General features: G+C 37.9%; 10 protein-coding genes and 1 pseudogene. 8 read left to right on the top strand and 3 right to left on the bottom strand.

Annotated elements, in window-relative coordinates:
- The first annotated feature begins 306 nt into the window (after positions 1 to 306).
- From ALW18_06130 to ALW18_06105, 6 genes are all read left to right on the top strand, one after another.
- Positions 307 to 2280, top strand: a complete 1974-nt coding sequence (locus ALW18_06130; protein AOE52133.1) for a peptidylprolyl isomerase — start codon at positions 307 to 309, stop codon at positions 2278 to 2280.
- A 23-nt stretch (positions 2281 to 2303) separates the two neighbouring features.
- Positions 2304 to 3131: a hypothetical protein gene (locus ALW18_06125; GenBank protein AOE54326.1), complete on the top strand. Its 828-nt coding sequence runs from the start codon at positions 2304 to 2306 to the stop codon at positions 3129 to 3131.
- Positions 3132 to 3135: 4 nt separating this feature from the next.
- Positions 3136 to 4533 carry a peptidylprolyl isomerase gene (locus ALW18_06120; GenBank protein AOE54325.1) on the top strand — a complete coding sequence of 466 codons (1398 nt, stop codon included), beginning with the start codon at positions 3136 to 3138 and terminating at the stop codon, positions 4531 to 4533.
- A gap of 108 nt (positions 4534 to 4641) precedes the next feature.
- Positions 4642 to 5595: an AAA family ATPase gene (locus ALW18_06115; GenBank protein ID AOE52132.1), complete on the top strand. Its 954-nt coding sequence runs from the start codon at positions 4642 to 4644 to the stop codon at positions 5593 to 5595.
- 110 nt (positions 5596 to 5705) lie between these two features.
- Positions 5706 to 6059: a hypothetical protein gene (locus ALW18_06110; protein AOE52131.1), complete on the top strand. Its 354-nt coding sequence runs from the start codon at positions 5706 to 5708 to the stop codon at positions 6057 to 6059.
- Between the two features lie 365 nt (positions 6060 to 6424).
- On the top strand, positions 6425 to 8701 hold the full coding sequence (locus ALW18_06105) for an aconitate hydratase (GenBank protein AOE52130.1): 2277 nt from the start codon (positions 6425 to 6427) through the stop codon (positions 8699 to 8701).
- A 227-nt stretch (positions 8702 to 8928) separates the two neighbouring features.
- On the opposite strand, the gene ALW18_06100 is transcribed toward ALW18_06105, so the two are convergent.
- Positions 8929 to 9546 carry an invertase gene (locus tag ALW18_06100; GenBank protein AOE52129.1) on the bottom strand — a complete coding sequence of 206 codons (618 nt, stop codon included), beginning with the start codon at positions 9544 to 9546 and terminating at the stop codon, positions 8929 to 8931.
- Between the two features lie 87 nt (positions 9547 to 9633).
- Between ALW18_06100 and ALW18_06095 the strand changes: the two are divergent.
- A pseudogene (locus ALW18_06095) lies at positions 9634 to 10383 on the top strand (hypothetical protein).
- A gap of 156 nt (positions 10384 to 10539) precedes the next feature.
- On the opposite strand, the gene ALW18_06090 reads toward ALW18_06095, so the two are convergent.
- Positions 10540 to 14334 (bottom strand): hypothetical protein, encoded by a 3795-nt coding sequence (locus ALW18_06090; GenBank protein ID AOE52128.1) that lies wholly within the window; start codon positions 14332 to 14334, stop codon positions 10540 to 10542.
- A 589-nt stretch (positions 14335 to 14923) separates the two neighbouring features.
- Complete coding sequence (locus ALW18_06085; protein ID AOE52127.1) at positions 14924 to 16372, bottom strand: glyceraldehyde-3-phosphate dehydrogenase; 1449 nt, start codon at positions 16370 to 16372, stop codon at positions 14924 to 14926.
- A 534-nt stretch (positions 16373 to 16906) separates the two neighbouring features.
- On the opposite strand from ALW18_06085, the gene ALW18_06080 reads away from it, so the two are divergent.
- Positions 16907 to 19945: a hypothetical protein gene (locus ALW18_06080; protein AOE52126.1), complete on the top strand. Its 3039-nt coding sequence runs from the start codon at positions 16907 to 16909 to the stop codon at positions 19943 to 19945.
- Positions 19946 to 19997: the final 52 nt, after the last annotated feature.

Here is a 19997-nt window from a genome sequence, read left to right as displayed (position 1 = left end):
TTTATGAAACATCTAAATTTAGAATCCTGGGACATGACCCCTTTCCGAATAAGAGGAAGAGTAATATAATACAACATAGTGAAATCAATTTTCACGTTACGACTCCCTCTCCTTCAGAGAGGGTTGGGGTGAGGTTCTTAACTTTGCCACTTTGCCACTCCTCTCAAGATTAACATAAATTAAATATATCCTTGTATAATCTTTGCGAATTGTTACTTTTGTTGGTCGCAAAAAATAACGAGACATACTTTTTCATGTTTCTATGCGTTTACTTAACCGATTAAAGCATATAAATTACGTTTTATAATGAAATTCAAAAAAGTTCTTTTAGGGCTTAGCCTGTTTGTAACAGCGCTGTCTTTTTCTCAGGAAGTAAAAAAAGAAGTACTGTTTACGGTTGACGGAAAGCCATACTACACAGACGAATTTGTAAGGGTTTATAAAAAAAACCTTGACCTTGTAAAAGACGATTCGCAAAAAGACCTGGACAACTACCTTAACCTGTTTATTGGTTACAAATTAAAAGTAAACAAAGCAAATAAGCTGGGGCTTCAGAACAACAAAAAATATATTGCAGAACTTAAGTCGTACCGTGCCCAACTGGCAAAAAACTATCTAACCGATAGTAAAGTAACTAAAGAGCTTGTTGATGAGGCATATGCAAGGGTTCAGAAAGAGATTAACGCGTCGCATATACTTATAAACCTTGAAGAGAATGCACTTCCTGCAGACACGCTTAAGGCTTACAATAAAATTGCCGATTTAAGAAAAAGGGCTCTTGCCGGAGAAGATTTTGGAAAACTGGCTCAGGAATTCTCCAATGACCCTTCTGCTAAAGAAAACAAAGGTAACCTGGGGTATTTTTCTGTGTTTAGGATGGTATATCCGTTTGAATCTGCTGCTTTTGAAACACCAAAAGGTCAGATTTCTAAAATAACAAGAACACGTTTTGGCTACCACATTATTAAGGTGAACGACATAAGGGATAACAGGGGAGATGTTACTGTTGCCCACATTATGATCATGAAGCCTAAAAAAGATAATCCCGAAGAAGCTGCAAAAGCTAAATCTACCATTCAGGATATTTACAAAAAATTAAAGCAGGGTGAAGATTTTGCAACTTTGGCAAAACAATTCTCTGAAGATAAGGCTTCTGCGCAGGCAGGTGGAAAGCTAAACCGTTTTTCATCGGGCGAATTAAGCTCTACCGAATTTGAAGACCAGGCATTTGAACTTAAAAATGCAGGTGATTTTTCGGAACCTTTCCAGTCGCAGTATGCATGGCATATTGTAAAGCTTATTGAAAAAAATAAGATCAGGTCGTTTGATGAAGTTAAGCCTGATTTTGAGAACAGAATTAAAAAGGATGAGCGTTCAAGGCTTATAGCAAAATCGCTTACCGATAATCTAAAAAAGAAATATTCGGTTAAGAAAGATGCTAAGGTTTATGCAAGAATAGTTAAAGCATTTAATGATAAAGTATACTATCAGACATGGGAACTTCCTGCTAATATAGATTCTTACGATCAGGTTATTCTTACCATAAATAACGATAAGAAGTTTACAGCAAAAGAATTTCTTACGTATGCGCACCTTCAGCAAAAGGCAGGTTTTACAATCAAGCCATTGGCTAAACAGGTAGAGGTATTATTTAATACCTATACCGATGAGAAACTTAACACATATTACAACGATAATTTAGAAGAAGAGTTTCCTGAATTTGCTATGGTAATGACAGAGTACCGTGACGGTCTGTTGTTATTTGACCTTATGGAAAAAGAAATCTGGGAAAAAGCTAAAAATGATACTGTAGCACTTGAAGGATATTATAAAGCCAACGTTGCTAAATACCAGTGGAAAGACAGGCTTGATGCAGATATTTACTCATCTACTAAAGAAGATGTGATTAAAAAGGCAAGAAAGTTCCTTAAAAAAGGAAAAGACACCGATTATATTAAAGGAGAACTTAATAAAGACGGGAAAGTAGAAATTCTTGAGAAATGGGGCACTTTTGAAAAAGACAGCGATGTATTGCCAAAACAAACCCAGTGGAAAGCGGGAGTGTCTGACGTTATTAAAGAAGGCAACTACTACTATGTGCTACAGGTAAGAAAAGTTATTCCTGCCGGTGCTAAAACGCTTGAAGAAAGTAAAGGCCGTGTTATTAATGATTATCAGCAACAGCTGGAAAGTACATGGGCGGGCGATCTTAAGAATGAGTTTAACGTAGAGGTTAATAAAGACGTTTTTGCAAAGGTTAAACAACAGCTTAATCAATAATGATAAAGAGGGTAATACTGTTACTGCTTGTTCTTACGGTAGGCTCATGCAGCTACTTTAAGAAAGAGGATAAACCCGAAGCCGTGGCCAGGGTAAACGAAGAATATCTTGATGCTGCAGAGCTTAAAGGTATTGTGCCGGCCGGGACTTCTAAAGAAGACAGTATTGCTATAGTAAAAAGCTATATAGACCGTTGGGCATCGCAAAAATTATTGTACAGTGCGGCGCAGGTAAACTTAAGTAAAGACAAGCAGGCAGAGTATGCAAAGCTTATCCGCCAGTATGAAATAGATCTTTACACAGGTGCTTACCTGGAAGAACTTGTAAAGCGCAGTGTGGATACTGTGGTTACCAGCGAAGAACTAAATGCGTATTATAAAGCGAATAGGGAGAACTTTAAAACATCGGGAACGCTGGTTCGTTTAAAGTACATCCGCCTGGTAAAAGACCACCCTAAACTTAGCAGTATAAAAAGTAAATTTTTAAGCGGTAATAAAAAAGATATTAAAGCGTTAAGCGATATGTCGATACAGTTTAAAAGTTTCGCCTTTAACGATTCGGTTTGGGTAGATATGAATCAGGTGTACACAAAACTGCCATTTATTACCCCCGAAAACAGGGATAAGTATATTGCGGGAAGCATGTCGTACCAATATCCCGATTCTACAGATGTGTATGTGGTAAAAGTAAAGCAGGTGCTGGAAAGGAATCAGGTTTCGCCTTTTGAATATATTAAGCCAACTTTGCAGCAATTGATAATAAATAATAGGAAACTAGAGTTAATAAAGAAGTTTCAAAAAGAAATAACGGATGACGCGATTAAAAACAATGACTATGAAATTTATAAATAACAGGATTACCTTTTTTTTAGCGCTTGCTGTATTAGGTATAAATATGGCAGCAGGTCAGGAAATAATTCCTGAAGTAAAAAAAGATACTGTTAAGCCTTCGTTCCCGGTAAAGCAGGGAGGAAAAAGCAAAGTAGATGGCGTTATCGCTGTTATTGGCGATTTCGTAGTGCTGGATTCTGATATCGACCTTATGTACAGGGAGTTTCAGGCGCAAAATATTCCAATCCAGGAAATTTCACGCTGTGAGCTTTTAGGTAAGCTTATGGAAGATAAACTGTATGCACACCATGCTATACAGGATAGTATTATTGTTAGCGATGCAGAGGTGAACGAGACCATGAATAAGCAGATAGACTATTTCGTGGAAAACCTTGGTACTGAAGAGAAAATGGTTCAGTACTTCAAAAAGAAGAACATGGAAACCTTTAGGACTGAACTGTTCGAGATGATCAAGAACCAGAAGCTTACGGAGCAGATGCAAAAAAAGATCATTGACGAGGTGCAGATAACCCCAGAAGAGGTAAGACAATACTTTGCGAGTTTTAAGAAGGAAGACCTGCCTGTATTTGGTGCAGAGATGGAAATTGCACAAATTGTAATAAAACCCGAGATATCGCAGGTTGAAAAGCAAAAGGTTATAGACAAGCTCAGGCAGATAAAGCAGGAGATAATAGATGGTTCCAGCTTTTACAGTAAAGCGGTATTATATTCAGAAGACAGGGCATCGGGAGCCAGCGGTGGTTATATGAAAATGAACCGTAAGTCGCAGTTTGTAAAAGAATTTAAGGAAGCAGCATTTAGCCTTGCAGAAGGAGAGATATCAGATCCTGTAGAAACAGAGTTTGGTTTTCACCTTATATATGTAGAAAAAATAAGGGGTCAGGAGCTTGATGTAAGGCATATACTTATGTCGCCAAAAGTTAGCCCGGAAGCAGAGGCAAAAGCAAAAGAGAAAGCAGAGGCCATAAGGGCTAAGATTGTAAGCGGTGCAATTACGTTTGCAGATGCTGCTAAATCTGAATCGGACGAAAAAGAAACACGTAACAGCGGTGGTTTATTAATAAACCCACAAACTTTAGGAACAAGGTTTGAACTGACAAAAATGCCATCGTCTATTTACAATGAAGTTGCAGACCTTAAAGATAATGAAGTGTCTCAGCCGATAAGAAGTATTGGTGAAAGAGGTGAGAAAACATATAAGCTGATGATGGTAACAAACCGTTACAATGATCATACTGCGGATTATGCAACCGATTATACCAAAATTAAAGATCTTGCGCTTAAAGAAAAGCAAAGAAAAACAATTGGTAAATGGAGTGATACCAAAATTAAAGATACCTATGTTAAGATAAATGCAGAATACAAAAACTGTAAGTTTATAAACAACTGGCTGAAAAAATAATTCCGGTTAATATGCTTAATCTTTTAGGTAAAGACTAAAAATATTTATAAGTTTGAAGCCACGCCATCAGGCGTGGCTTAATTTTTAAATCAATCAGAAATAAAATATATGTCAGACGTAGCAGCCATACAAAACCTGGTAGAGAAACAAAAGCAGCTAAAGCAGGAAATAGCAAAAATTATTGTTGGTCAGGACGAAGTTATAAGCCAGATTGTGCTTAGTGTTTTTGCAGGAGGTCACGCACTTTTAGTAGGTGTCCCGGGACTGGCAAAAACCCTTATGGTGAATACTATATCTCAAGCACTTGGGCTTGACTTTAAGCGTATACAGTTTACCCCCGATTTAATGCCAAGCGATATTTTGGGAAGTGAGATACTCGATGAAAACAGGCAGTTTAAATTTATAAAAGGGCCAATATTCTCTAATATTATCCTTGCTGATGAAATAAACCGTACACCACCTAAAACACAGGCAGCTTTACTTGAGGCAATGCAGGAAAAGGCGGTTACAATTGCGGGGCATCACCATAAACTGTCGTTACCTTATTTTGTACTGGCAACGCAAAACCCGATAGAGCAGGAGGGAACCTATCCGCTTCCGGAAGCGCAGCTTGACCGTTTTATGTTTGCCATAAAGCTGGACTATCCTACGTTTGCCGAAGAGGTTCAGGTGGTGAAAAGCACGACGTCTGATAACAATGTTACGATAACGCCTTTGTTTACAGCGCAGGAAATTCAGGATTTCCAGCACCTTATACGCAGAATACCTGTTGCGGATAATGTAATAGAATATGCGGTAACCCTTGTTGGTAAAACAAGGCCGGGAAGCGAACTGGCGACAGATTATGTAAAAACATATCTTGACTGGGGAGCAGGGCCAAGGGCGTCACAAAGTTTAATATTGGCTGCAAAAACCAACGCAGCACTAAATGGCAAGTACTCTCCGGATATTGAAGATGTTCAGGCAGTGGCTACCGGAATACTTCGTCACCGTATAATTAAGAATTATAAGGCCGATGCAGAAGGTATTACTGAAGAAATGATAATAAAAAAGCTGTTTTAATACAGCTTTTTTATTTTTGTTAATCTTCAAAAAAAATAACATATTTAATTTGTATTTGTAATAGAACAGTATTATTATTGTTATATGTTTAAAATACAACTATAAAAAATATGAAAAAAACAATTACTATCTTGCCGGAATTGTTTTTCATGGGCGGAGGATTGTTCTTTGTAGCAGAAAATTATTTTACATTGGGAAGTGTAAACTATTTTGCTTTACTGGTTACCTGGCTGCTGTTTTTACAGTTTTTTTACAAAAACAGGATTGCAGGTCTGGTTTACGGTATTGCTTTAGGTACTTTCTCTGTGTTTAATCTGGTAGAGATGCTTTCCGGAGTTCAGGAGTTACAAACAAAATCTGCGGCGCTTTCCTCAGTAGCAATTATTATGGCTGCAGCAATGGTTTACAAATATGTAAGAGCCAAAAACAGGTACGACGAAAGCGTGCTAACAGCAACTTATTAAAGAAAAAACATTCTAAAATCACAAGAAAACATTCGGCTGTCCTTAATTTAGGGCAGCTTTTTTTATTGAATAGGACGCATTGATAATCTAAAAATTGTCGAAAATGAATCGTTTACGAAAATGTTTGCGTGTGTCTTTGTTTGTTTTTTAAGTAGAATGTTTACGATTTGACAATATAGAATTAAAATATTGCCGATTTCTTAAGAAACAGTTCTGATTACTAAAGTTGTTGATGTTTCTTCAGTAAAATAGAATGTTTATAAATAATAATTCTTTGAAACTAAAGAAACGATAAAAATTTTTTAATTGATTTAAGAATTAGTAAATTTACAGACTTTTTACAAACGAACATTAATATACTTACTATGGCTTTTGATATTGAAATGATCAAAAAGGTGTATGAGAACATGGCAGAACGCGTTGACGAAGCTCGTAAGCTTGTTGGCCGTCCGCTTACACTTTCTGAAAAGATTTTATATTCACACTTATGGGAAGGTGTTCCTACACAGAAATTTACCAGAGGTAAAGACTATGTAGACTTTGCACCGGACAGAGTTGCCTGCCAGGATGCTACGGCACAGATGGCGCTTCTTCAATTCATGCATGCCGGAAAGCCTAAGGTAGCAGTACCTACAACTGTACACTGCGACCACCTTATCCAGGCAAAAGTAGACGCTAAGACTGATCTTAAGCGTGCTAAAGAACAAAGTAACGAGGTTTTTGACTTCCTTTCTTCTATATCTAATAAATACGGTATCGGTTTCTGGAAACCAGGAGCTGGTATTATCCACCAGGTAGTACTTGAAAACTATGCATTTCCGGGTGGTATGATGATTGGTACCGACTCTCACACAGTAAATGCAGGCGGACTTGGTATGCTTGCTATTGGTGTTGGTGGTGCTGACGCGGTTGACGTAATGAGCGGTATGGCCTGGGAACTTAAATTCCCTAAACTGATAGGTGTAAAACTTACAGGTAAACTATCAGGCTGGACAGCTCCTAAAGACGTTATCCTTAAAGTTGCGGGTATCCTTACTGTAAAAGGTGGTACCGGTGCTGTAGTTGAATATTTCGGCGAAGGTGCTAAAGCAATGTCTTGTACAGGTAAAGGTACTATTTGTAACATGGGTGCAGAAATTGGTGCTACCACTTCTACATTTGGTTACGATGAGTCTATGGACCGTTACCTGCGCGCTACAAACCGTGCTGATGTAGCTGATGCTGCAAACGCAGTAGCTTCTTACCTTACAGGTGATGACGAGGTTTACGCTAACCCTGAGCAGTATTTTGACCAGGTTATCGAAATCAACCTTTCTGAACTTGAGCCACACTTAAACGGTCCTTTCACTCCGGATTTAGCTACGCCTATATCTAAAATGAGAGAAGAGGCTATTAAAAATGACTGGCCTCTACAAATTCAGGTAGGTCTTATCGGATCGTGTACAAACTCTTCGTACGAAGATATTTCACGTTCGGCTTCACTTGCTAAGCAGGTAGCTGAGAAAAACCTTAAAACTAAAGCACAATTTACGATCACTCCGGGATCTGAAGTAGTGCGTTACACTATAGAGCGTGACGGTTTCATCGATACTTTCGATAAAATTGGCGCTACAGTATTTGCAAATGCCTGCGGACCATGTATTGGTATGTGGGATCGTGAAGGTGCTGAAAAAGAAGAGCGTAACACTATCGTTCACTCATTTAACAGAAACTTCTCTAAACGTGCCGATGGTAACCCTAACACACTGGCATTTGTAGGTTCTCCCGAACTTGTAACTGCTCTTGCTATTGCGGGCGACCTTGGTTTTAACCCTATCACTGATAAGCTTATCAATGAGAACGGTGAAGAGGTAATGCTTGACGAACCAACTGGTAACGAACTTCCTCCAAAAGGATTCGATGCTGAAGATCCTGGTTACCAAGCTCCGGCTGCCGATGGTTCTGGTGTTAAAATTGCAGTTAGCCCGGAATCGGAGCGTCTGCAATTATTAGCTCCGTTTACCCCTTGGGATGGTGAGAACATCGTAGGCGCTAAACTGCTTATCAAAGCGTTTGGTAAATGTACGACCGACCACATTTCAATGGCAGGACCTTGGTTACGTTTCCGTGGCCACCTTGACAATATTTCAAACAACATGCTTATCGGTGCAGTAAATGCATTTAACCAGAAAACAAACTCGGTTAAGAGCCAGCTAACAGGTGAGTACGATGCAGTACCTGCAGTAGCCCGTACTTACAAAGCAGCAGGTATCCCGTCTATCGTTGTGGGTGACCATAACTATGGAGAAGGATCTTCTCGTGAGCATGCAGCAATGGAGCCGCGCCACCTTGGTGTTAAGGCTGTATTGGTAAAATCGTTTGCCCGTATCCACGAAACCAACCTTAAGAAACAAGGTATGCTAGCGCTTACGTTCTCTAACGAGGCTGATTACGACAAAATCCAGGAAAACGACACTATTAACTTTGTTGACCTTAAAGAGTTTGCGCCTAACAAGCAACTGACTTTAGAGTTTATCCACGATGATGGTACAAGAGATGTAATCCTTGTTAACCATTCATACAACGAAGGCCAGATAGGCTGGTTCGTAGCAGGATCTGCACTAAACCTTATTGCAGCAGCAAGCAACGAAGTACAAGCTTAATACACGTTTTTAGTTATATAATAAAGAACTCCCGATGCAAGTCGGGAGTTTTTTTTATGTTCTAAGTAACCGTCCTGTCATTGCGAGGAGGAACGACGCGGCAATTTTTTTCAAGGAGCAGCTGTTTAAGCGCTTATTGCTAAACATCGCACCCGCTTTCACCTTTATCTCTTCTCTTCGTTACGAGGATACCGGCTCTATCGGGGCTTGGGGTGATGTAAGTTTCGCTAAACTTTTGCGACTTTATTTTTTAGTCCGTTAGCCTCTACAAAAGTTGAAACCGTTAAACGGTGCGCGCCTAAAATCCTGCCAATTGCACTATATGAAATTTTACGTTTAAGAAGCTTCCTGATCTCTTCCTCTTTGCCTGTAAGCTTTAATGAGGATGATTTACTCCCTTTAGGCCTGCCAAGTATAACGCCCTCTGCTTTCTTTCTTGCTAAGGCTTCTTTAGTACGTTGTGAAATAAGGTTACGTTCAATCTCTGCCGACAACCCAAAAGCAAAGGCAAGCACTTTAGAATTTATATTGTTTCCTAGTTCGTATCTTTCTTTAATAGTAAATACTTGTATATCCTTTTCCATGCAGTCATGTAGTATCTTCATTATCTGCATGAGGTTACGTCCCATCCGTGAAAGTTCTGAAACAATTAGCACATCTCCTTTTTTCATTTTAGTAAGCAGGGCACCAAATTTTCGTTGATCCAGCTTTTTAGTAGCACTTATCTTTTCGTCAATCCATTCATCAATTACAATATTCCGCTCTTTACAGAAATTCTTAATTTCAAATTTTTGGTTTTGGGTGGTTTGTTTGTCAGTACTTACTCGAATGTAACCGTAATTCATATGTCTAAATTTATTATATGAATTAAATGTACAATTATTGGTAAGAAAAAGAATATGATTTTAGTAAACATAATTTCAATATGCCAAATCAGCGATTATTTTAATCAACAGTTTACAAAGCTTGTTTTCAAATCTGATAGCTGGGTAGTGCTTTCGTCTATAGAACAAGATATAAAAGCAAAGATTGAAAAACTTGGAACACCTTTGAAGGATTGGGATATTCAGTTGAATTATGGCATAAAAACAGGCCTTAATGAAGCATTTATCATTGATCAGTTAAAACGAGACGAATTAGTAGAAAAATGTCCAGAAGCTGATAGTATTATTCGACCAATTTTACGTGGCAGAGATATAAAAAAATATAGAGCGGATTGGGCAGGTTTATACATCATCAATACACATACTGGATATAAAAGTCAGCATGGAAATATAATTGCTCCAATTGAAATCGATAATTATCCTGCTATAAAAGAATATTTGAATCATTTTTATCCACAATTATCCAAGCGACAAGATAAAGGAATTACTCCATACCATTTACGAAGTTGTATTTATTTAGAGGATTTTTATAAAAAAAAATTAATATATCCGGATATTATGAGGATGCCAGGACAAGAAAACTTGCTTAAAGGTTATCCATATTTTTATTTCGATGAAAAAGATTTTTTTGCAGAAGCAACAAATTTTGTGATGACAGGTGAAAATATTGACATAATATATTTATTTCTCATATCTGATTTAGGCTTCTATGCTTTTTCTAAATTTTATAGTGGACCACAATTTGATAGTACTGGTTTTCGCTACAAAAAAGCATATTTAGAAGAAACATTTATTCCTAATCCAAATCATCAACAAATAATAGAACTCCGTAACATACATAAAAAGCAACTAAACGGTGAAGACATTCATAACGAAATTAATAATATTTGGGCTAATATTGTTGGCTTAGATGAGATAGAACTGGAACTTGTTAGTTCGTACAAGAAAAGACTGTTAAACGCTGCTTTCAATAAAAGCAATCTCATCATTTGAAAGATCATATAGATCATAAATCATATCATCTACAATGATTTCTAATTCTGCTGTAGAAAGATTTTCTGCCTTTTCATTTAATATTCTTTGAACAATTGGATAAAATTCAATTTGTTTACTTTCTTTTAAAATAGGTATTGGAAGCCGTTCGACAAACATCGGTTTATACTCAAAATAGCCTCCATTGCGCGTAACTCCCAGTTGCTTTATATAGTAATTTGCAACTTTAGAATTTAGCACAGCTAATAAATATAGATTATCTGTAGGAATAAAAACTGATGGAGCATTTATAAATACATTCTTTTCAGCTATTGTATAAGCACCTCCTAAACTTAAATTTCCCCAAACAATTTTTCTCTTCTCAAATTCTCGCCAATAATTTGAACCATATCTCTGTAATGCATACCATTCGTACCTAATTCCAGTTTCAGCCTGATTGCGTTGCTCTAAAGGAATTTTGAAATCTAATAAATACTCATAAAGAATTGGAAACTGTAATTGAAATTGCTTCTCAGCTTCAGCTGATGCACCAACAATGCTAGGATCTTCATGTAAAGGAAAATGCCAGGGGAGATATATAATATATTGAGTTGAGCCACCTAAAGAATATCTCTTTATATCTCTGCCACGTAAAATTGGTCGTATAATTTCAGCATTTTTAGGCGAAGCTGCTACCAGTTTATCTCTAGTTACTGCGTCTATAATAAAGGCTTCATTATACCCTGTAAGAATTCCGCGATATATATTTATGTCCCATTCTTTTAAAGGTTTCCCTAATTTTTCAATTTTTTCCTTTATATTTTGCTCAATGGAAGATAACACTACCCAACTAGCTGTTGTAAAAGCTGTAAGTGTGCTGTTCTGTATAAAATAATCGCTGATATTATTTATGCTAAAATCTTTGCCTAAAATACACGCATTTGTAGCATTTTCGTAAGGTGCTTTTTCACTTATTAAAATGTTGGTGTCAACAGTTGCAGTATCAAACACTTGTACGCCACCAAAGTCAACTAGTATCAGAGGATTAGATCTTTCTACAAAATGCTTTCTAAGGCTTTCGCCATATGCGGCGCGCATCCATTTATTAGAAGTGATAAAACTTAAAATTCCTTTAGGTTTTAGCACGTTACACCCGAGCTCGTAAAACAGGCTGTAAATGTCACCTGTTTTTATATAGGTTTCATAATTCATCTTTTGAAGGTCGATACCTGACTGTCCCATTTTTTGCAATTGAATATAGGGCGGGTTGCCAATGATAGTATCAAAACCTATAAAATCACCAGTAGTACTATCCAATACTTCAGGAAACTCGAAGCGCCATTCAAATGCATTTTCATACATTTTGTTACTTTTTATTTCTTCAATCTCTGAATTCAGTTTTTTTACTTCTTCCGTTAGTGATTTTACTTTTTTATTCCATTCTGTTTGTTCTTTTTTGCTGCGTTCAAACAGACCTGTTTGTGATGTGTGTATTATTAATTCGCCATTTAGTTTCTCGAGTCTGAGCTTTTTTGGGTCTTTAATTGATATTTCGCTTCTAAAATTTCCTTTTATGGATTCGATTAACCGTTCCATTTCCCATTTTTGCTCTTTATTTTCTGCATTATGGTAAACCGAGACTGCACTTTTATACGTTTGGATATTTAGTTTACTATCCTTTAATGCCTTTTTTAAATCGGCATCAAGAGGGAAGCGACTAATAAGCGAGTTACCATTTTTAATATTGATATCGATATTAGGTAACGTTTCCAGTTCTTTGTAATCTGGTGCTTTGTAGTAAGCGTTCTTGAGAAGTTCAATCCACAAGCGTAGTCGGCATATTTTTACAGAGTTCGGATTGATATCAACACCAAAAAGACAGTTTTCTATGATGGTCTGCTTTTCGTTGAAAAGTGTTTCCTGTATCCTCTGGCTTTCATCGTTCAACGGATTATACTTAAAGAATGCACCGTCGCGGTCATCATAGATCATCAACTCATCATTCTCAATAATGACTTTTGAGTGTTTTAAAAGTCTTCCATTTTTATCGGCCAGGACTTCAAGCTTACTCTTAATACTGATTATTTCGTTGAGCGCAGAAACAAGGAAGTGCCCAGAGCCTACGGCTGGGTCGCAAATCTTAAGGCTATTGATTATATCATTAGCTTCTTTAATAGTATATTTCTGGTTTTGCAGGTCGATAAAGTCTTTACAGTCCCAACCTTTCACTTCATTAAATTTTTGTATAACAGAACGGCGAATGGATTCACGGCACATATACATAGTGATAAAGCCGGGTGTAAAGAATGATCCGTCTTTGTAACCGTTTATCTTTTCGAAAATAAGGCCTAATACAGATGCATTGATTAATGATTTGTCATCTTCCTGTATCTCTTCGGAACCTTCGCTTGCAAAATCATAAGCGTCTAAGAAAGAGAAAAAATATTGCAAAGCGTTAAGGTCTCCGGCCGCTTTTCTTCCATTGGTGTCTTTTATAACGGTTGTTTTAAGAAGCGGCAGTGTTTTATTATTTTCTAAAAGTGAGATAGGAAACATTGCATGTTCCAGCTCAGTCATTTCAAATAATGAGCTGTTTAGATAAGGTACATTCGGAAATAGTAAGTCGGCTTCCGGCGCACGTTCTCCGTGCTTTTTTGCAAGCACTTTAAAGAATAAAGTATTTAAATCGTCATAGTCTTTTATCTTATCGCTGTTTAAGAATGAAAATGCTTTATTTCCTTTTTGATAGGATATTAGTTGTGCTTCGAGTAGTTTCAGAAATAATATCCGGTTTACCCATGTAATGGTCAGTTCTAAAGCTATTGTGAACAAGCGTTCCTGAGTATTCGTACCATAGCTCGCAAGGTTAGAAACCCTTGATAATTTATCTAAACTGTCAAGCTGGTTTATAGTGTTTTCGAGTAATGAACCTGAATATCTTAGCCCTTCCTTATTCCGCTGAATTATTTTTTTACCGGCTTCTTTAGTTTCGCTTAGGCCTAAGATGTGTAGTAATTCGGTATAAAAGTTTTTGTCAAGGCTATTACTGTCATTTGCGTATGATAGCTTTAAAAGGTGTTGCGGTGATAATAATTTGAACAATGCGATCAATTGGTTGTCGTCGGCTTTGCTGCTGTTTCGTAACGGCTTTTCATAGCTTCTGATGTCAAAATGCGTGTATTCTACAGTTGCTGCGAGATCGGCAATGAACGGCTTTACGATCTCCTTATAAAAATAATCGGTAGTTTTTCCTGAAAGACGCTGTTGTTCAAAGTCAATGAACTGCTTTTGGAATTTTTTGTCATCCGCAAATAACTTATTAAATGTAATCGCGTCGAAGATGAACCATTCATGAATATTTGTAACGATCAGATATTTAAGTTCTGTATTCTTATGTGTTATACGCTCGCGCATATAGTATAATATCAACTCGTGTAATGCTTTGTTATTAACATTAGTTTTGGTGATCATCTCCGCTCTATTAGTTGGGCTTTTGGCTTCAATGATAATACCTACATGACTTTTAGCATCCTTTCCGTTGTGTATTACTAAATCATTACGCCCTTTGGTGTTTATATAATGGTTAGGATCGTAATAGGTCTTCTTTAAAAAGTCAATAACTAAGTTCTTGTGAAACTCTTCGCTTTCGGCTGGGTTTATGGCATCCAGGATTGAAATCATATTCGATTTAAATACTTCAATTTCGGTGCGATTTGGTTTGATTTTACGGAATGCCTGGTTAAGTGCTTTGCGAGGCTCTAGGGAAGTAGCAATCATGACTTAGGTTTTACTGGTATAGAATTCAATGGTTCTTTGTTGTGGATTATAAAGAATAATTGCTATAATCCAGAAGCCATAAATGTATGTAGCTACCTAGTTAATCCTGTAGGTAAAAACACCTGTTTTTGAATCAGGTATTTTTACTTGGTCTCGCCTATGAAATTCGAAATGATGAGTTTGCAAAATTACACCACACTGAACCAAAAATTACTGAAGCGGGTCTTTCAGTAAATAAATCAGTGAAATTGTTAAAAGTCAAAATGTTAATGGAATTGATGAAAACGCATTTCGTTAACACTCAAAAACCGACTTTCTTTTGAAAACCAAAAAGAGAAACATTATTTTTTAGTTTGTTTATTATTAGGTGTTTAGGGTAGTCTAATATTACGCACGAAATGTCCATTTGAGATACAAAAAGCGTAACATTAACACGTTTTAGTCAGTTTAAATTTACAGGATTAGAGATTTCTCCATTGCGCTGCGCTTCAGTCGAAATGACAGAAAAATCAAACAGAAAAAACATGAAAAAATCCGCGGTTGTAGCACGCGGATTTTAAGAAGAAATATAGTTGTTGGTTTGTAACTATTAATAGTAAGTGTACCTTCTAACTTTAGCAATGTACTTAGCCAGTCGGATTACCTGGTGGCTGTAGCCGTATTCGTTGTCATACCAGACATATAGCACGATATTTTTACCGTCGGCACTTACAATTGTAGCATTGCTGTCGTAAATAGCAGGCTGAGAGGTTCCAACTATATCGCTGGATACCAGTTCGTTATTCATAGAATATTTAATCTGTTCTACCAGTTCGCCTTCAAGGGCGTAATGCTTCATAATCTCGTTGATCTCGTTCACATTGGTAGCTCTTTCCACCTCAAGGTTAAGCACCACAAGCGACCCGTTTGGCACCGGAACACGTATAGCATTCGATGTTAACTTGCCTGATAATGAAGGCAATGCCTTTGCTACGGCGCTTCCTGCACCTGTTTCGGTGATAACCATATTAAGGGCAGCAGCACGTCCGCGGCGGTATTTTTTGTGCATGTTGTCAACCAGATTCTGGTCGTTTGTATACGCGTGGATTGTCTCTAAATGGCCTTTTACTACGCCTAAAGTGTCCTCAACTGCCTTAAGGATAGGGGTAATAGCGTTTGTTGTGCATGAAGCGGCAGAGAAAATATCTACCTCGTCAGGGCTGTGCTCGCTGTGGTTTACACCGTAAACGATATTGGGGATGCCTTTCCCCGGAGCTGTAAGTAGCACTTTTTCAATGCCTTGTGACGTTAGGTGACGACGTAAAGCCTCTTCTGTAGTGAAAGCACCGGTGTTGTCTATAAGCAGCGCATTGTTGATTCCGTAGAAGGTATAATCTACATCCTCAGGGCTGTTTGCTGTGATAATATGAACTGTAGTTCCGTTGATAATCAGTGCGTTATTTTCAGGATCGGCAATTACAGAACCTTCAAAATCACCATGTATCGAATCGTAGCGCAATAGTGATGCACGTTTTTCAAGTAGGGTAGCGTCGGCCTTGTCGCGAACAACTATCGCCCTAAGCCTTAACTGGTTACCCTTGCCAATTTTCGACATCATTTCGCGGGCAAGCAGCCTGCCTATACGTCCGAAACCATATAAAACAACGTCTTTTGGCTGTATGTTCTTGCTTGCTTTAGCACCTTTAAGTTTGTCGACTACAAAGGCTGTAGCATCGTTATATTTGTCATCTTCAAGGTGATACTCATACGTTAGCTTGCCGATATCGATACGTGAAGGCGGTAGGTCAAGAGCTTCTATAGCACGTGCAATCTCCACAGAATCAAACACATTGATAGGTTTCTGAACAAATTCGCCTGCATATTCGTGCAGGTTGATAATGTCGCTTACATTCCTGTCAATCAGCTGATTCCTGAAAAGTACAAGCTCAATTGACTTGTCATACCATAAATCACTAACGATTTTAATGAATTCTACACCGGCCCTGCGCCTGTCAGCCTGAAAAGACAGCTCTTTTTCGTACAAAACATTGTTATTCATGAAGATAAAAATTTAAGTGTGTTGTTTAGTGGTGCAAAAGTATAGATTTCAAACGTTTTCGTAAAAGTTTTTGAGATGATTTTTCACGTATTTTTAAAATTTAGGTAAATCAGTTAAAAGTATATTGATAAATTGCTCTTGAAATAGCGTCGGATTAATTAATCGTTACTATTTAGCTATAACGATAGTAGATCTATAATTTGATTATTGAATTTTCAATATAATGTTAAAAAAACGGGTCTCTTTGCATATATTGTTATAAAACTGAATTATAAAATTAGAAATCCTTAATGGTTTTGTGTTAAATATAACATTAACACTTGTTGTTTGTGATATTGTTATTTGTTGGTAATTTCTGATATTGTGTCTTTGTTGTGAAATATTAGTTAAAAAATTAGCTATGTATTGGTTGTATGTCTTAAAAATTGGTTAAATTTCGTCCTATTAATTAAATATCTTCCTATAATGAAAACAAAATTACAATTGTTATTTAACAGTTTGCTGCTGTTAATCGTTCTGGTTTGCTCCGACCGGATGTATTCGCAAATTAATTACACCCAAAGCTTCGCCGGTTCTTCAGACTGGGACGGCTTTAACTTTACTGATGAGGATGCATGTGACGCAAATGGGTCAATACGCTATAATATTTGGTTATTTGACTACTATGCGCAAACTATCTCGCCATCAATAGGCATCTCTAACGGTATGCCGGTAACTTTAACATACAGTTATAAAGTCATTAATTATGATGGTGGAGATGCTGCCTCAGCCGACTGGGGTTTTTTAGAGGTTTATTACGGTACTTCAGACACAGGTACTCCGCCGTTTACCCTTGTTCAAACGGTAGATTCATCTAATCATACGCCATCCACAACATGTGTCACTAAAACAGTAACCTTTACACCTGCTGCCGGTCAGCCTGTATATTTAGCCTTTTATACGGAGCAGCTGGATGAGGATGCCGATGTTTATGTTTATATTGATAATATCACTGCCGTTCAGGCAGCTTCGACTGGTTGCACAGGTGAACCGGCTGCAAATACTGCTGTGGCAGCCAAGGCAACAGTATGTAACCAAGAGCAGGTTTCGTTATCATTAACCCCTTTTGCAACTGCGTCGGGTCTTACATACCAATGGCAAAGTTCTACGGATAATGTAACGTATACTAATATAGCAGGAGCTACAGCTACTACCTATTCGGCACTACAGGCGGGTACAAGATGGTACAGGGCAATTACAACCTGTACAGCAAGTACGCTTTCGACTACCAGTGCTGCAGTCCAGGTTACTAGCTCGGGACTCAACTGTCTATGTAATGTGACTTTTCCTTCAGGTGTGGAGGCAATGACAAATGTTACATTTGGTACAATCAACAATACCACATCACCTAGCTCAAATTTGCAGAATGAATCTTTTCCTACTCCGCAGCCTATAGTAATAAAAGGATTGTCTTACCCCATCTCATTACAAGGTAACACGGCAGGAAATTATACAAATTATTTCAAAGTGTTTATCGATTTCAATCAGAATGGTAATCTAGATGAGGACGGCGAGTCTTTTGAGATCGGCTCAATCGTGGGTTCTACCGGAACTGATGGACAAGCTGCAACTGGCACTATTACAATACCGCCGGGCGCGCTTACGGGTGTTACAAATATGAGGGTTATTAAAAAATTTAGCTCTTACCCGGAATCAGCGTGTAATAGTTCAGGATTCGGTCAGGCAGAAGATTACCTGATCAACATACAGCCATGTACTACAACAGCACCGACTGCTACTGCTACACAAACGTTTTGTCAGGGTGCAACTTTAACTGATCTTGCTGTTACAGGTACGGGTGTTAAATGGTATGCAGTAGCTACAGACGGTAATGCTTTGCCAACGGCATCGGTACTGGTTTCCACTACGTATTATGCATCACAAACATCTGGTGGTTGCGAAGGTCCAAGGACTCCGGTTGTTGTGACCATAAATACACCTCTTGCAGATGATCCTGCTGACGTGCTTTCGTGCGAGCCTTATACACTTCCTGCTTTAACAAATGGTACTTACCGCACTGCTGTTGATGGTGGAGGATCAGTAGTGCTTTCAGGTACAGTGATACAAGAAACAACTACGCTTTATGTTTATGCTGAAACTGATACAACGCCTGTTTGTAGTGTAGATAATGCATTTACAGTAACAATAACAGATGGTGTTGTTGCAGACAACCCTGACGATGTTTCGGCTTGTGGATCGTACACACTTCCTGAGCTTAGTGCTAACAATGTTTACCGTACTGCTACTGGCGGTGCAGGTACAGTTGTTGAAGCTGGTACCGAAGTTACAGAAACTACTACATTATATGTATATGCTTCTACAACTTCAACTCCTGTATGTTCAGATGAAAACAGCTTTACGGTTACTATTTCTAATGCTGTTGCAGATGATCCTGCCGATGTTGTTTCTTGTGGAGAATATACACTTCCTGCCTTAACAAACGGTACTTACCATACTGCCGCTAATGGCGGAGGAGAAACGTTAGCTGCCGGTGACGTTGTAGAGGAGTCAACTACATTGTATGTATTTGCCCAGGCTGCAGGTCTAGAAACTTGTACAGCAGATAATGCCTTTACTGTTACAGTAAATTATGTTGAAGTAGATGAGCTTGATGATGTTACGGCATGTGGCGAATATATACTTCCTGAAATTGAAAACGGTACTTACTATAGCGGTGCTTCCGGTTTAGGAACAATGTATGAAGCAGGTGATGCTATTACAGAAACAAGTACTATTCATATTTTTGCTCAAGAAGGTACAGGAACTACTGCATGTAGTGCAGAAAGTACGTTTACGGTAACTATTCTTAATGCTACTCCACTGGAGATAGAGGATGTTACAGCATGTAAAGAGTATATATTACCTGATCTTCCAAGTGGATCTGTTTATTTCTCAGGACCAAACGGACAGGGAGAATCATATCCTCCGGGACAGCCAATCAGCGCAAGTACTACTGTATACATTCAGACAGCAACTAATGGTGCTATTGTATGTTCGGCAGAATCTTCGTTTGAAGTTACAATTATAAATGTTGAGGCATTAGAAGATAAGACCTTCACTGTTGTCTTAGCTGAAAATGGAGACGTTACTACTTTAGCAGATTACGATCTTGAGGCTGAAGGTGATGTTGTATATTATCCTAACGAGCAGGCGGCGATTGACCAGACACCTGTACTTAGCGAGGAAACAGAAATACCAATGGGTACTACGACTTATTATGTAAGAGTTTTACAGAATGGCTGTTACAGCGAACCTTCTACAGTTACGTTTACGGTAACATTAGGCACAGATTCGTTTGATGCTGCTTCATTCAGCTATTACCCTAACCCGGTAACCGATGTTCTTAACGTGAGTTATTCTCAAAATATCAACCAGATCTCAGTATACAATCTTGTAGGTCAGCTTGTATTGGTTAAAAATGTAAACAATACTTCTGCGCAGGTAGATCTTGGTCAGTTAGCATCAGGAACATATATGGTAAAAGTGCAGACAGATAATGCTTCAAAAGTAGTTAAGGTAATTAAAAATAGATAGTTAATTAATTTTTTGAACATGAATGGTCTTTAAGACACAACTAGTTTAAAGA

The sequence above is a fragment of the Flavobacterium psychrophilum genome, assembly GCA_001708385.1.
GTDB lineage: Bacteria > Bacteroidota > Bacteroidia > Flavobacteriales > Flavobacteriaceae > Flavobacterium > Flavobacterium psychrophilum_A.
This window is presented reverse-complemented; position numbering and strand designations above follow the sequence as displayed.

Coding starts and splice junctions, on each gene's coding strand:
- ALW18_06130 (AOE52133.1), top strand. CDS start 307: ATGAAATTCAAAAAAGTTCTTTTAGGGCTTAGCCTGTTTGTAACAGCG.
- ALW18_06110 (AOE52131.1), top strand. CDS start 5,706: ATGAAAAAAACAATTACTATCTTGCCGGAATTGTTTTTCATGGGCGGA.
- ALW18_06085 (AOE52127.1), bottom strand. CDS start 16,372: ATGAATAACAATGTTTTGTACGAAAAAGAGCTGTCTTTTCAGGCTGAC.
- ALW18_06115 (AOE52132.1), top strand. CDS start 4,642: ATGTCAGACGTAGCAGCCATACAAAACCTGGTAGAGAAACAAAAGCAG.
- ALW18_06100 (AOE52129.1), bottom strand. CDS start 9,546: ATGAATTACGGTTACATTCGAGTAAGTACTGACAAACAAACCACCCAA.
- ALW18_06080 (AOE52126.1), top strand. CDS start 16,907: ATGTATTCGCAAATTAATTACACCCAAAGCTTCGCCGGTTCTTCAGAC.
- ALW18_06090 (AOE52128.1), bottom strand. CDS start 14,334: ATGATTGCTACTTCCCTAGAGCCTCGCAAAGCACTTAACCAGGCATTC.
- ALW18_06105 (AOE52130.1), top strand. CDS start 6,425: ATGGCTTTTGATATTGAAATGATCAAAAAGGTGTATGAGAACATGGCA.